The sequence below is a fragment of the Dyella sp. 05T440 genome (genome assembly GCF_056395965.1).
This window is the reverse complement of the sequence record NZ_JBFTKN010000001.1, coordinates 343,858-356,060: the sequence shown is the minus strand read 5'-3', so window position 1 is coordinate 356,060 and position 12,203 is coordinate 343,858. Positions and strand designations below refer to the sequence as shown.

Below are 12,203 nucleotides of genomic sequence, written 5' to 3'. Positions count from 1 at the left end.
AATAATGCGCGTCACGGAGGTGTTCTGATTTCCTGGAGGTTTGCGACATGTCGCCGTTACATCATGACCGGGGCCGGTTTGCGCATCGCGCCGTTTGGCTGCTGCTTGTGCTGCCCTGCCTCGGCTTCATGCCGAGGTATGCCGCGGCGGCGACCTGCTCGGCCAGTCCGGCCGGCGCAGCGCTCAGCGTTGCCGGCGTGACGGTCACCACGGGCACGCCCGTGGGCACGAAACTCGGTACGCCCGGTACCATCGGCATCACCTTCACTTGCAGTGGCCTGGCGACCTCGGACACGGCCACCATCCAGGTCGGCAACCTTGCGCCGCGCGATGCTTCCGATCCTCCGGCCGGTGGCGGCATCAGTTTCGCAACCAACGTTCCCGGCATCGCGCTCGTACTGACGGCGTCGCCAGTGCAGGCGTCAGACAACAGTTGCCTGCGTTGCGGCCCCGGATCCACGCCGGGTTGGGAGGCGGCCTCGATGACGAAGGCCCAGAACTCCACCACGGTGACGCTGACCGGACAATTCATGAAGACGGGGGCCGTGACAGCAGGCACGGTGTCGTCGATCCAGCTCGCGCAGTTCTGGTGGTACATCTACGGATCGACGAACAGCGTGGGGCCACTGTCGACGCTCACGCTCAACTCCGCGGCGATCGCCGTGCAAGCCTGCTCGGTCAATACCGATTCCACAAATCTCACGGTGACGCTGCCCACGGTAAGCACGCAGGCGCTGAAAACCAACGGCGCGGTTGCGGGTCGTACACCGTTCAAGATCAACCTGACGTGCCAGTCGGGCGCGAACGTATCGATCACCATGATCCCGTCCACGGCCGGCGTTGCCACGGGCACCATCGCCAATTCGGGTACAGCCGCCAACGTCAACGTGCAGTTGCTGGACGGTACGTTCAACCCGGTGACGTTCAATACCTCTAAGTCGCTGGGCGCGGCGCCAAACGGTACGTTGTCGTTGCCCTACTACGCGCAGTATTACGCGACGGGCGCTGTGGGCGCAGGCAGTGTGAAAGCCACGGCCACTTTCACCATGACATATCAATAGCGATGGCGCGCAATTGGCACTCAAGCGGTGCGGGTTGCCGCCGATAAATCAATCGTACGCTTGAGTGACCAAGTTCATGCGAGCGTCCGCATGGCCAGACGCTTTCACATAACCGGAAAAGTACCCGATCAGACGATCGGCGCTCAGGGAAGACGACTCCAGCGGCTCCACCGTCAACGTATAGGACGAGGGAAAAGCATGCGAGGCAGTGCCGGGCAAACCATCGCCACCGCATTCGAGTCGTCGACGCGATGTCGCCGCCTGTTGCGCTGGCAACATCGCGGTCATGCTCTCGCTGCTGGCGGCACAGGTGGGCGCCACCACGGCTCCGGAGAACGTGATCGTTCCCCCATCGGCGTGGGCCACCGGCACACCCAATGACACGGCGACAACGCAACCCATCCAGGTCTTGCGAATCCAGCCCTTCATAATCGCCCCTTCCCGTACCCCCTTTTTGGGGATACCTGATGGGATCTATCGGCGTGGGCCCCTTGCGCTTGATATCGAAAACCCGCGCAGGTCTTCGCAACGTGAACTGCGTCACGCTTTTGGCGGGTGTCGGGAAGGCGACCCGTGGAACGGCGGATTGGGCAGTGGCGAAGGGCGTCGCCGGGCTGATCCGGTTAGCGGCCGGTCTCAGCCGAACTTGAGCGTCTTGTTGGGCAACGGTTTAGGATCGGTTGCGCGACTTAACGTGAGGAGACGTACTTCTCGCGGCGGATATGCGCCACCGGCAGGCCGAAATCCTTCAGGGCGGTAAACGCCGCATCGACCATGTTCGGGTTGCCGCAAAGATAGGCGATGTCCCGCTCGGCGCTGGGCGCCAGCTCGGCCAGCACCTGCTGCACGTGGCCGGGGCGATCGTTCGGACGCGGCACCTCGCGGGGCTGGCGGCTCAGGCAGCCATGGAAGGTGAAGCCGGGGTTAGCCTGGGCAAAGGCCTCGAACTCCTCGCCGTACAGCAGCTCGGTTTCGTTGCGCGCGCCGTACAGCAGCACCACCTCGCGGCCCTGCTTCACCAGCTCGGTGATCTTGGGCAGCATGGCGCGATACGGCGTCACACCGGTACCGGTGGCCAGCAGCAGATAACGGCCATTGCTGTCGTTCGGCTGCAGGCAGAAGCGGCCGTAGGGGCCGCTGGCGCTGATTTCGCCGCCGATCGGCAGCTCGCCCAGCAACTTGGTGGCGGCGCCGCCTTCCACATAGCTCACGGCAATTTCGATGCGCTGCACCGGCGAGGAGCCATCGCCCACCGTACCCACCGAATAGCTGCGCTTGGTGGCGCTGCCATCGTCGTAATTGAAGTGGATCTGCAGGAATTGCCCCGGCGTGAAGGCCAGCGGCTGGCCGTCAGCGCGCTCGAAAGCCATGTGCCTGACGGTGGGCGCCAGCATGGTGCTGTCGACGAGACGGAGCTGAAAATGATCTGCCATGGGGTTTTCCGGGAAACAGTGCGTGCGTCGGCCGAGGCCGGGCGAGAGAGCAAGCCACGTATAATAGAAGGCTGGCCCCTTCGGTGCAGCCCATGTCCCCCTCTTCAACACCCGCGCTGGTAGTCGAAAACCTGCGCAAGACCTATAACAACGGCGTCGAAGCCCTCAAAGGCATCAGTCTCACGGTTCAGCCCGGCGATTTCTTCGCCCTGCTCGGCCCCAACGGCGCCGGCAAATCCACCCTGATCGGCATCCTGTCCTCGCTGGTGAACGCCACCGACGGCGACGCCAAGGTGTTCGGCGTCTCGGTCAACAAGCAGCGCGGCAAGGCCATGCAGCTGATTGGCCTGGTGCCGCAGGAAATCAACTTCAACCAGTTCGAGAAGCCCTTCGACATCTGCGTGAACGAGGCCGGCTTCTACGGCATCCCGCGCAAGGTCGCGATGGAGCGCGCCGAGAAGTACCTCAAGGAACTGCGCCTGTGGGACAAGGCCCACCATCAGGCACGCATGCTCTCCGGCGGCATGAAGCGTCGCCTGATGATCGCCCGCGCGATGATGAACGAGCCCAAGCTGCTCATCCTCGACGAACCGACCGCCGGCGTGGATATCGAGATCCGCCGTTCGATGTGGCAGTTCGTCAGTGGCATCAATGCCGCCGGCACCACGGTGATCCTCACCACGCATTACCTTGAAGAAGCGGAAACGCTCTGCCGCAACATCGCCATCATCGACCACGGCACCATCATCGAGAACACCTCGATGAAGCGCCTGCTGTCCTCGCTGGATGTGGAAACCTTCGTGCTCGACGTGAGCGACGCGCCGACCGACCTGCCCAACATCCCCGGCATCACCCTGCGCCGCGTCGACGACCACACGGTAGAGGCGGAAATGTCCCGCTCGCATGATCTCAACTCGCTGTTCGCGGGCCTGAGCGAGCGCGGCATGACGGTGACCTCGATGCGCAACAAGACCAATCGTCTGGAAGAACTGTTCGTGCGACTCGTCGAGAACGGCCGAAAAGACACCACGGAGAAGGCCGCATGAACGGCACGGGCAACCTCGTTGCACTCAACACCATCGTCCGACGCGAAATCGTGCGCATCATGCGCATCTGGACGCAGACGCTGATTCCGCCTGCGATCACGATGACGCTGTACTTCGTCATCTTCGGCAAGCTGATCGGCAGCCGCATCGGCCAGATGCACGGCTTCACGTACATGCAGTACATCGTGCCCGGCCTGGTCATGATGAGCATCATCACCAATAGCTACGGCAATATCTCCAGCTCGTTCTTCGGCGCCAAGTTCAGCCGCGCCGTGGAAGAAATGCTGGTGTCGCCCATGCCCAACTGGGTGATCCTGCTGGGCTACGTCACCGGCGCAGTCACCCGCGGCCTGGTCGTCGGCGCGCTGGTCTTGCTGATTGCGCTGTTCTTCACCGACCTGCACGTGGCACATCCCGTCATTACCTTCCTCTCGGTGCTGCTCGGTGCCACGGTGTTTTCGCTGGCAGGCTTCGTCAATGCGGTATTCGCCAAGAAATTCGACGACATCGCCCTGGTACCCACCTTCGTGCTCACCCCGCTCACCTATCTCGGCGGCGTGTTCTATTCGGTGGACCTGCTGGGCGAACCGTGGCGCAGCATCTCGATGGTCAACCCGATCCTCTACATGGTGAACGCCTTCCGCTTCGGCGTACTCGGCGTGAGCGACGTGCAGATCGGCGTGGCGTTCGCGGTGATGCTGGTGTTTGTGGTTGGCCTCGCGGCTGTTGCGCTGCACCTGCTCAAGCGCGGCATCGGCCTGCGTTCGTAATAGCGAAAACCTTGTAGGAGCGCACTTGTGCGCGACCGCAGAGTTGCGATGCACCGCTTCGCCTGGTTGTCGCGCACAAGTGCGCTCCTACAAAAGGAACCAAAGATCCATCCATGCGCGTCAACAAATACATCAGCGAAGCCGGCATCTGCTCCCGCCGCGAGGCGGACGAGCTGCTGCTGGCCGGCCGCGTCACCATCAACGGTGAAGTCGTCAGCACCGGCGCCAAGGCGCTGGAAGGCGACGAAGTGTGCGTGGACGGCGAGATCGTCAAGGCACGCGTGCTGGCAGCGACGCCGGCAGCCAAGCGCGCCGTCTACATCGCCCTGAACAAACCGGTCGGCGTCACCTGCACCACCGACCAGACGGTGAAAGACAACATCGTCGATTTCGTCGACCACAAAGAACGCATCTTCCCGATCGGCCGACTCGACAAGGATTCCGAAGGCCTGATCCTGCTCACCAGCAACGGCGATATCGTCAACGAAATCCTGCGCGCGGAGAACAACCACGAGAAGGAATACCTCGTGGCCGTAAACAAGCCCATCACCGACGAATTCCTCAAAGGCATGGCGCGCGGCGTACGCATCCACGGCCAGATGACCAAGCCATGCAAGGTGCGCAAGATCGCCAAGTTCGGCTTCGGCATCATTCTCACGCAGGGATTGAACCGGCAGATTCGTTTGATGGCTGCGGAGTTTGGCTATCGCGTGACCCAGTTACGGCGCGTGCGCGTGATCAACGTGAAGCTTGGGCACCTGAAGGTGGGCCAGTGGCGCAACCTGACCGAGATGGAGCTCAAAGGCTTGTTGCCAGGGCGGACGCAGTGGTGAGCTCGTTACACCGCAGCGCGGCGAGGATTTAAAGAAGAACTCGCTGCGCGCCGGCTTCGAAGCTCACCCTTTGTCGTGCCGGCTCGTCTGTGGGAGCGCACCCTGTGCGCGACAGCGACGCTGGGGTGTACCGCTCCGTAGGCTTGTCGCGCACAGGGTGCGCTCCCACAAAGAGCGATCGCAAGATTGAATGGGCGCCACAGCGTGCGAAATCCTTGTAGGAGCGCACTTGTGCGCGACCGTAGCGCCTGGGTGCTCCGCTCCGTCGGCTGGTCGCGCACAAGTGCGCTCCTACAAATAGCGGAACGGCACCCTCACTTCGCCGGCCGCGCCGCCTCCTCCACTTCCCTCGGCTTCCCCTGCTGCGGCGAATCCAGCTTCTTGATATCCACCGGCCGGATCTGCTTGATGAAGCACGGCGCATCGGCACCACCCGTGATGACGCGGTCGAACTTCGCCGACACTTCGCTGGCGCTCGAGGTCAGGGCGATGTGGTTTGTGAATTCGAGGTTGCGGCAGCGGCCGTCCAGATCGATCAGCCACGCTTCGTTCGAACGCGTATAGACGGCCAATTCCGTATCGCTCAACGGCTCCCACGACCACAGGCTGAAGTAGTGGAAACTGCTGACCGGTGCGCCGGCGGCAGCGGCGTAGGCCTGCTGGCGGGCTTGCATGCGCGAGGTGTAATCCTTGCCCACGCGGGTGCAGGCGCTGAGCGCTGCGATCACCGCGACGGCGGCAAGTAGGGATTTGGCTGCCATGATTTTCATCTCCATCAGTGCTGGTCTTGCAAACGCATGACGCGCAAGCGCGTGGACCTTATTTCTTTTTGCCGGACGACTTGCTGACTGGCTGCCACTTGGCCGGGTCGAAACCACCGGTTTCAAAAACCAGCGTCACCTTCTTCTCACCGTCCTGCAAGGTCACGTCCATGGTGATTTTCTTGGCCTTCTCCAGATGGGCGATGAAGCCCTTGTCGTCCTTGAACAACAAAGCCGGCTCACCCGTGGTCGGCGCAAACGCGGGGATGCTGCCGGGCTTGCCGTCGAAGGTGGCCTTGATCGAACACACGCCCTTGCACACGAAGCCATGCGGGCCGCCATTGAACAGGAAGGCATTCTGCCCCCACTCGGTATGACGGCGCAGCACCAGTCGCACGCGGTCCTCGCCCGCAGGCTGGCTGGTGTAGATGGTGGCGGTGGACTGCGTGCCGCCCTGCATCGGCGAGACCTGATACAGCCACAGGCCGGCGAGGCGGTTCTTCTCGCTGTTTTCCTTGTAGCGCTGTTCGATCGCCGGGAGGCTCTGCTGCACTTCCTTGGCCGCCTCGGTGTTGGGATAGCGCTTGAGGATCTCATTGCCCATCGTCACCGCCATCTCGTCGTTGCCGATGCGCTGCAGCTGGCGATAGGTGTCGAGCTTGCCCGCGGATTCGTCGGCCGGCGCCTGGGCCTGTTGCGGTGCCTGGGCCTGGTCGCCCGACTGGGAGCAGCCGGCAAGCATGAGCACGGTGCCGAAGGTGGTGGCGGCGAAGCGGAGGCGCTGGTTCATGGGCAAGGTCCTGTTGCGGTTAGGCGCTTAGAGTGGAACGAGGGTGAGTGGCGGCGCAAGCTGGGTGGCTTTGGGCATGACCGGGTCGCGCACAGGGTGCGCTCCCACAGGTGACAGGTCTCAGGCGCTGACGGGGGTGTCGCCGAAGCGTTCGCGCAGTTGGGTGCGGAAGCGTCGGCTGCACGGCAAGGTGGCGCCGTCGCGCATGGTCAGGCGCGCGTCGCCGGTTTCCAGCGGCTCCATTTCAGAGAGGTAGTCGAGGTTCACCAGATAGCTGCGATGCACGCGCACGAAGCGCGTGGGATCGAGCCGCTCCTCGATGCCAGCCATGGTGGCGCGCAGGGGATAGTCGCGGCCGCGCACATGCAGGTTCACGTAGTTGCCCGAGGCTTGCAGCCATTCGATCTCGCGTGCGGCGACAAGGAATTCCCTGCCGAGCTTGCGCACCAGGAAGCGTTCGGGGCGGTCGACTGGCTCGACCGGCGGGCCCTCGTCGGGTTCGGCCAGGAGGCTGGCCTCGCCCTGCAAGCGCAGGAGCAGCAGCCGATAGCCGCCGATGGTGGCCAGGAACAGGAAATAGGTGCGGATGTCCTTGAGGTATTCGTAGCCCAGTTGCCGCAGCCAGTCGTCACCGAAGTGGTACTGCCAGCCCAGCAGCGCCCGGTAGGCAACCATGCGCAGCACGATCATCAAACCGACATGCACCAGGCAGAACGCCACGCTCAGCGCCAGATGGATCTTCAGGTTCTGCCGCCAGTTGTCGAAGCGCAACGTCCAGCGGCGGCTGGCCATCACCACGAACGGCACCAGCGCCAGCATGACCAGGCTGCTGGTGGCCTCCCAGATCCACGGCTCGATGCTCTCGGCACGGTGGGTGCGATAGCTGTCGTCGAACCATGCGACGACCCCGTTGAACACGGTGTTGACGGTCATCATGACGACCCAGAAGCCGATCTCGAAGGGTCGGCGCCAGCGCTGGAAACGGGCGAAGTCGAAGGACGGCTTGGGTCTCATGTGCGGATTCTACGTGCACGGCGGCCGAACCCGCTCTTTTCGTCCCTCGCTGCCCCCTGCTCGTCCCTGTTTCAGGTCGATCAGTCACTTAGCGGCAGACGGCGACTGTGGCGCGACGGAGCATGCGTCATCCCGACCATGGAGTCCGCCGCTCATGAACCGCCGCCACGACATCGACGCCCTGCGCGTCCTGGCCTTCGGCCTGCTGATCCTCTACCACCTGGGCATGCTCTACGTGGGCCCTGCCGACGACTGGACGTTTCACCTTAAGAGCAGCTACATCGCCGACTGGCTGAAGTACCCGATGCTGGCCTCCAACTTCTGGCGCATGGATCTGCTGTTCCTGATCTCGGGCATGGCGATGCATTTCCTGCGCGGTCGCCTGAGCCTGCCGGCGCTTGCGTGGAAACGGACCGTGCGGCTGATGCTGCCCTTGCTGTTCGGCATGGCAGTGGTCGTGCCGATCCAGCCGTACGTGCAGGGCGTCGACAGAGGACTGGTGGCGCCGGGGTTCGGGCACTTCCTGTTGCACTACTGGACCGGTGGCCCATGGCCGGCGGGGGCGTTCGACGGCTGGCAGTACGGGGTCACCTGGAACCACCTGTGGTATCTGCCGTATGTGTGGAATTTCACGCTGGTGCTGATCGCGCTGATGCCGGCGCTGGAATCGGCGCCCGGGCAGCGCATGATTGCGACCCTGCACCGGCTCCGCGGCTGGCCGCTGCTGGTACTTCCCGCACTGCCCATGCTCGCTTTGAACCTGTTGCTGGCTGCCCGCTTCCCGCAGAACCACGCCGTGATCGGCGACTGGTACGCCCATGCCAGCTACGCCACGATGTTCTTCTACGGGTATGCCATCGGCAGGCATCCGGCGATGTGGGAAGAACTGGCGCGCCTGCGGCGTCGTTCGCTAGGCTTGGCCGCGTTCTGCTTCGCCGCCTTCGTGTTACTGGATCGGCTCGATGCCATCGTGGACATCAGCGGGTGGTCGTCCACCGTATTGGCCGCGGGGCATCACGTAGTCCGCGTACTGCGATTCATCTACATGTGGAGTGCCATCGCCGCAGTGCTTGGCTGGGGCCATCAATACCTCAACCGCCCTTTCCGCTGGCTGCCCTATGCGCGCGAAGCGGTGTTTCCCTGGTACATCCTGCATCAGAGCGTGCTGCTGGCAGTGGCTTACTGGCTGATCCCACTGAAGCTCGGTCCGGTGTTGGAGCCTACCCTGTTGCTGCTTGGCACTGTGGGTGGCTCCGCAGCGCTGCACGAGTGGGTGATCCGTCGCACGCCGTGGCTGCGTCCGTTGTTTGGTCTAGACGCCAGGCCGCGCACCGCACGATCGCAAGCGAATCTGGCGGCGCAGACGCAAAGCGCCTGAACCTGGTGCGGCAGCGGGAGCTCAGCTCTCGCTGCCCATCGAATCAAGATGCTCCACACGATGGATATCGCCCAGCCACAGGTAACACGTCCACGCCGGCGCATCGGGCCGCTCGAGGCGCACCACACCATTGATGCCCTCATTTTCCTGCGCATCGCGAAACACCTGCACATTCGGGCGTTCGCACACGACGCCGTCGTAGCTGGTGCCGTCCCTCATCTGCAAGACCACGTGGCCCTGGGTCGGCAATTGGTCGACCAGGTCTTCCAGGCGGCGGATCCTGGCGGGATCGGTGTATACGCGTTTGGCTAACTGGCCCATGCTTCACCTCAACGACTCGGTGACATCGCGACGCTAGGGCCGGCGTCGCCAACAGCCGGTCACACTCGTGTGAAGCTGCAGTGCTTTGCCTCGGCGCTTCAGCTGCCGATAATGGTCTCGCCCCCGCAAGGATCCCCTCATGCCCCCTGCTCCCGCGCAAGCTTCTGCGGAATCGCTGCGCTCGCACCCTGCATTCGTGCAGTTCTGGTTTGCCCGCATCTGTTCGGGCTTCGGTTTTCAGATGTTGTCGGTAGCGGTGGGTTGGCAGATCTACGCCATCACCGGCCGCGCGCTCGACCTGGGTCTCATCGGCCTGGTGCAGTTCTTTCCGTCGGTGATGCTGGCCTTGCCCGCGGGGCATGTGGCCGATCAATTCGAGCGTCGTCGCATCGTGATGTTCGGGCAGATCGTGGACATGCTTGCGATTGCCGTGCTCGCGGTGATCAGCCTGATGTACCTGGCGCAGGAGACGACGATACTCGCGCTGGTGTTCGTGATCGGCGTCGCCAAGGCCTTCGAATTCCCGGCACTGCAATCGATGCTGCCGGCGCTGGTGCCGTCGTCCATCCTGCCACGCGCGATGGCAGCCAGCGCATCGGCGGGACAGGCGGCGATGATCATGGGTCCTGCCGTTGGCGGCCTGCTCTATGTGGCGGGCGCCGGCGTCGTGTACAGCGTTTGCGCGGTGTTGTATCTGATCGCGGTCGTGCTGATGGCGCGCATGCGTTACGAGCAGGCGCAGCCCAGGCGTGAACCAGCCACGCTGAAGAGTTTGTTTGCGGGTGTGCATTTCATCCGCCGCCGGCCGGACGTGCTCGGCGTGATTTCGCTTGACCTGTTCGCCGTGCTGCTCGGCGGCGCCACCGCGCTGCTGCCGATTTTCGCCAAGGATATCTTGCATACGGGCCCCTGGGGATTGGGCCTGCTGCGCGCCGCGCCGGCAGTGGGCGCGCTGCTGATGTCGCTGTGGCTGGCACGCCACAGCATGGAGCGGCGCGTCGGGCCGATTATGTTTGCCTCGGTAGCCGGCTTTGGCGTGGCGACCCTGGTGTTCGCCTTGTCCAAAGTGCTGTGGCTTTCGCTGATCGCCCTGTTCGCGCTCGGCGCGTTCGACATGGTGAGCATGGTGATCCGCGGCGCGCTGGTGCAGCTGGACACGCCTGACGACATGCGCGGCCGCGTGAGTGCGGTCAATGCCATCTTCATCAATACGTCCAACCAGCTCGGCGAATTCGAGTCGGGCATGCTCGCCGCGTGGCTGGGTGCGATCAACGCCACGGTGATTGGCGGGATCGGCACGCTGGTGGTGGTCGGCCTGTGGATGGCGATGTTTCCCAGCCTGCGTCGTCGCCAGAGCCTGCGCGCCGAACCGCTGCCGGTGGTGGAGCCGACAAGCGCGGAGACGACCATCTAGGCATGCCCAGCGCCATCCGGCGCACCGTGCTTTGATCTACATCAAGTGCGGCCTGCAGCGGCTCCTTAGCATGGCGCTGTCTCCAGTCCGGCCCCACATCCCATGCACGTCGATATCGCGATTGTTGGCGCAGGCCCTGCGGGGCTGTGCTTTGCCCGAACGCTGGCACACCGGGGCCTGAGCGTCCTGCTGGTCGAGCAGCAGTCGCTGGCGTCGCTGCGCGACCCGCCGTTCGACGGGCGCGAGATCGCCTTGACGCAACGCTCCGTGCGCATCCTGCATGAGCTCGGCATCTGGCAGCGGCTGGGACCCGCGGACGTCTCACCGCTGCGCAGCGCACGCGTGCTCAATGGACAGTCCCGGCACGGCCTGCGCGTCTCGCCGAACTCCGAAGCTGAGGATGCTCTGGGCTATCTCGTCCCCAATCACCGTATTCGCCGCGCCGCCTACGCCAGCATCGAGCACGAACCGACCATCACGTTCGCGTGCGATACCTCGGTCGAAGCGGTGACGCTCGGTGATGACGCCGCACGCCTGCGCTTGTCGAACGGTGGCGAGGTGACCGCGAAACTCATCGTCGCCGCCGATAGCCGCTACTCGCGCGTACGACGCGACGTGGGCATCGCCGCCGACATGCATGACTTCGGCAAGACCATGCTGGTTTGCCGGATGGCACTGGAGAAGCCACATGGCGATGAAGCGCTGGAATGGTTTGGCCACCACCAGACGCTGGCTGCCCTGCCGTTGAACAACGCAGAGGCTTCGATCGTGCTGACCTTGCCCCCGCACGATATCCAGCGTGTGATGGCCATGGATGACAGGGCCTTCCAGGCCGACATGCGTCGCCGCTTCGATGGGCGCTTCGGCGAAATGCGGCTCACCTCCACGCGACATGCTTATCCCCTGGTCGGTGTTTATGCGCGCCGCTTCATGGCGCAACGCCTCGCCCTGATCGGCGACGCCGCCGTGGGCATGCATCCGGTGACCGCACACGGATTCAATCTCGGCTTGCGCAGCGTGGAGGCGTTGGGCGGTCTGGTCGCCCAGGCTGCTGCCAACGGTGGCGATATCGCCTCCGCCGATCTGCTGCGCCGCTATCAAGGCAGGCATCGCCGCGCCACCTGGCCGCTCTACGCAGCGACCACCGCCATCGTGGCGATCTACACCAACGAGGGACCTGCCGCGCGGCTCACCCGCACCGCGCTGCTGCGGGCCAGCCAGGCCTTGCCGCCCGTGCGGCGCGCCATCGCGCATGCACTGACCGCGGGGCATCCGGTCGCCGCTGAGGTGCGCCGACATCGCAGCTGAACAAACCACCTGATTATTTACGCATCGCTCACACCACCGCTGGCAACGTGAACCAACTTATTGCAGGAGGACGC

Annotated in this window: 13 protein-coding genes; 7 read left to right on the top strand and 6 right to left on the bottom strand. The window is 63.9% G+C overall.

All coding sequences use genetic code 11. The features are described from left to right. Positions 1-47: 47 nt before the first annotated feature. Positions 48-1,061, top strand: coding sequence for a fimbrial protein (locus AC1DE1_RS01460; RefSeq protein WP_441611468.1), 1,014 nt, complete (start codon positions 48-50; stop codon positions 1,059-1,061). Between the two features lie 48 nt (positions 1,062-1,109). Here AC1DE1_RS01460 and AC1DE1_RS01455 read toward each other — a convergent pair whose 3' ends face one another. Both AC1DE1_RS01455 and AC1DE1_RS01450 read right to left on the bottom strand, forming a co-directional pair. Continuing rightward, a complete protein-coding gene (locus AC1DE1_RS01455; protein ID WP_441605540.1) occupies positions 1,110-1,490 on the bottom strand; it encodes a hypothetical protein in 381 nt (126 codons plus the stop codon). Between the two features lie 260 nt (positions 1,491-1,750). Beyond that, complete coding sequence (locus AC1DE1_RS01450; RefSeq protein ID WP_441605541.1) at positions 1,751-2,494, bottom strand: FAD-binding oxidoreductase; 744 nt, start codon at positions 2,492-2,494, stop codon at positions 1,751-1,753. Between the two features lie 92 nt (positions 2,495-2,586). Between AC1DE1_RS01450 and AC1DE1_RS01445 the strand changes: the two genes are divergently transcribed. From AC1DE1_RS01445 to rluF, 3 genes are all read left to right on the top strand, one after another. Then, on the top strand, positions 2,587-3,540 hold the full coding sequence (locus AC1DE1_RS01445) for an ABC transporter ATP-binding protein (protein ID WP_441605542.1): 954 nt from the start codon (positions 2,587-2,589) through the stop codon (positions 3,538-3,540). Beyond that, positions 3,537-4,310 carry an ABC transporter permease gene (locus AC1DE1_RS01440; RefSeq protein ID WP_441605543.1) on the top strand — a complete coding sequence of 258 codons (774 nt, stop codon included), beginning with the start codon at positions 3,537-3,539 and terminating at the stop codon, positions 4,308-4,310. The genes AC1DE1_RS01445 and AC1DE1_RS01440 overlap by 4 nt, the downstream gene beginning before the upstream one ends. A 113-nt stretch (positions 4,311-4,423) precedes the next feature. Then, positions 4,424-5,143 (top strand): 23S rRNA pseudouridine(2604) synthase RluF, encoded by a 720-nt coding sequence (gene rluF, locus AC1DE1_RS01435; protein ID WP_441605544.1) that lies wholly within the window; start codon positions 4,424-4,426, stop codon positions 5,141-5,143. A gap of 314 nt (positions 5,144-5,457) precedes the next feature. Here rluF and AC1DE1_RS01430 read toward each other — a convergent pair whose 3' ends face one another. From AC1DE1_RS01430 to AC1DE1_RS01420, 3 genes are all read right to left on the bottom strand, one after another. Beyond that, positions 5,458-5,904: a DUF6491 family protein gene (locus AC1DE1_RS01430; protein ID WP_441605545.1), complete on the bottom strand. Its 447-nt coding sequence runs from the start codon at positions 5,902-5,904 to the stop codon at positions 5,458-5,460. Between the two features lie 58 nt (positions 5,905-5,962). Then, positions 5,963-6,694, bottom strand: a complete 732-nt coding sequence (locus AC1DE1_RS01425; protein ID WP_441605546.1) for a hypothetical protein — start codon at positions 6,692-6,694, stop codon at positions 5,963-5,965. 120 nt (positions 6,695-6,814) lie between these two features. Next, positions 6,815-7,708 carry a LytTR family DNA-binding domain-containing protein gene (locus AC1DE1_RS01420; protein ID WP_441605547.1) on the bottom strand — a complete coding sequence of 298 codons (894 nt, stop codon included), beginning with the start codon at positions 7,706-7,708 and terminating at the stop codon, positions 6,815-6,817. 154 nt (positions 7,709-7,862) lie between these two features. Here AC1DE1_RS01420 and AC1DE1_RS01415 point away from each other — a divergent pair, with 154 nt between their 5' ends. After that, on the top strand, positions 7,863-9,086 hold the full coding sequence (locus AC1DE1_RS01415; RefSeq protein ID WP_441605548.1) for an acyltransferase family protein: 1,224 nt from the start codon (positions 7,863-7,865) through the stop codon (positions 9,084-9,086). 21 nt (positions 9,087-9,107) lie between these two features. On the opposite strand, the gene AC1DE1_RS01410 is transcribed toward AC1DE1_RS01415, so the two are convergent. Next, complete coding sequence (locus AC1DE1_RS01410) at positions 9,108-9,407, bottom strand: DUF3247 family protein (RefSeq protein ID WP_441605549.1); 300 nt, start codon at positions 9,405-9,407, stop codon at positions 9,108-9,110. Positions 9,408-9,546: 139 nt separating this feature from the next. Here AC1DE1_RS01410 and AC1DE1_RS01405 point away from each other — a divergent pair, with 139 nt between their 5' ends. Beyond that, the gene (locus AC1DE1_RS01405) at positions 9,547-10,821 is read left to right on the top strand and encodes an MFS transporter (protein ID WP_441605550.1); all 1,275 of its coding nucleotides are present in this window, start codon (positions 9,547-9,549) and stop codon (positions 10,819-10,821) included. Between the two features lie 102 nt (positions 10,822-10,923). Continuing rightward, entirely contained in the window at positions 10,924-12,129 is a 1,206-nt protein-coding gene (gene ubiM, locus AC1DE1_RS01400; protein ID WP_441611466.1) for a 5-demethoxyubiquinol-8 5-hydroxylase UbiM, read from the top strand. Positions 12,130-12,203: the final 74 nt, after the last annotated feature.

Coding starts and splice junctions, on each gene's coding strand:
- ubiM (WP_441611466.1), top strand. CDS start 10,924: ATGCACGTCGATATCGCGATTGTTGGCGCAGGCCCTGCGGGGCTGTGC.
- AC1DE1_RS01430 (WP_441605545.1), bottom strand. CDS start 5,904: ATGGCAGCCAAATCCCTACTTGCCGCCGTCGCGGTGATCGCAGCGCTC.
- AC1DE1_RS01440 (WP_441605543.1), top strand. CDS start 3,537: ATGAACGGCACGGGCAACCTCGTTGCACTCAACACCATCGTCCGACGC.
- AC1DE1_RS01415 (WP_441605548.1), top strand. CDS start 7,863: ATGAACCGCCGCCACGACATCGACGCCCTGCGCGTCCTGGCCTTCGGC.
- AC1DE1_RS01445 (WP_441605542.1), top strand. CDS start 2,587: ATGTCCCCCTCTTCAACACCCGCGCTGGTAGTCGAAAACCTGCGCAAG.
- AC1DE1_RS01425 (WP_441605546.1), bottom strand. CDS start 6,694: ATGAACCAGCGCCTCCGCTTCGCCGCCACCACCTTCGGCACCGTGCTC.
- AC1DE1_RS01450 (WP_441605541.1), bottom strand. CDS start 2,494: ATGGCAGATCATTTTCAGCTCCGTCTCGTCGACAGCACCATGCTGGCG.
- AC1DE1_RS01420 (WP_441605547.1), bottom strand. CDS start 7,708: ATGAGACCCAAGCCGTCCTTCGACTTCGCCCGTTTCCAGCGCTGGCGC.
- rluF (WP_441605544.1), top strand. CDS start 4,424: ATGCGCGTCAACAAATACATCAGCGAAGCCGGCATCTGCTCCCGCCGC.
- AC1DE1_RS01455 (WP_441605540.1), bottom strand. CDS start 1,490: ATGAAGGGCTGGATTCGCAAGACCTGGATGGGTTGCGTTGTCGCCGTG.
- AC1DE1_RS01410 (WP_441605549.1), bottom strand. CDS start 9,407: ATGGGCCAGTTAGCCAAACGCGTATACACCGATCCCGCCAGGATCCGC.
- AC1DE1_RS01405 (WP_441605550.1), top strand. CDS start 9,547: ATGCCCCCTGCTCCCGCGCAAGCTTCTGCGGAATCGCTGCGCTCGCAC.
- AC1DE1_RS01460 (WP_441611468.1), top strand. CDS start 48: ATGTCGCCGTTACATCATGACCGGGGCCGGTTTGCGCATCGCGCCGTT.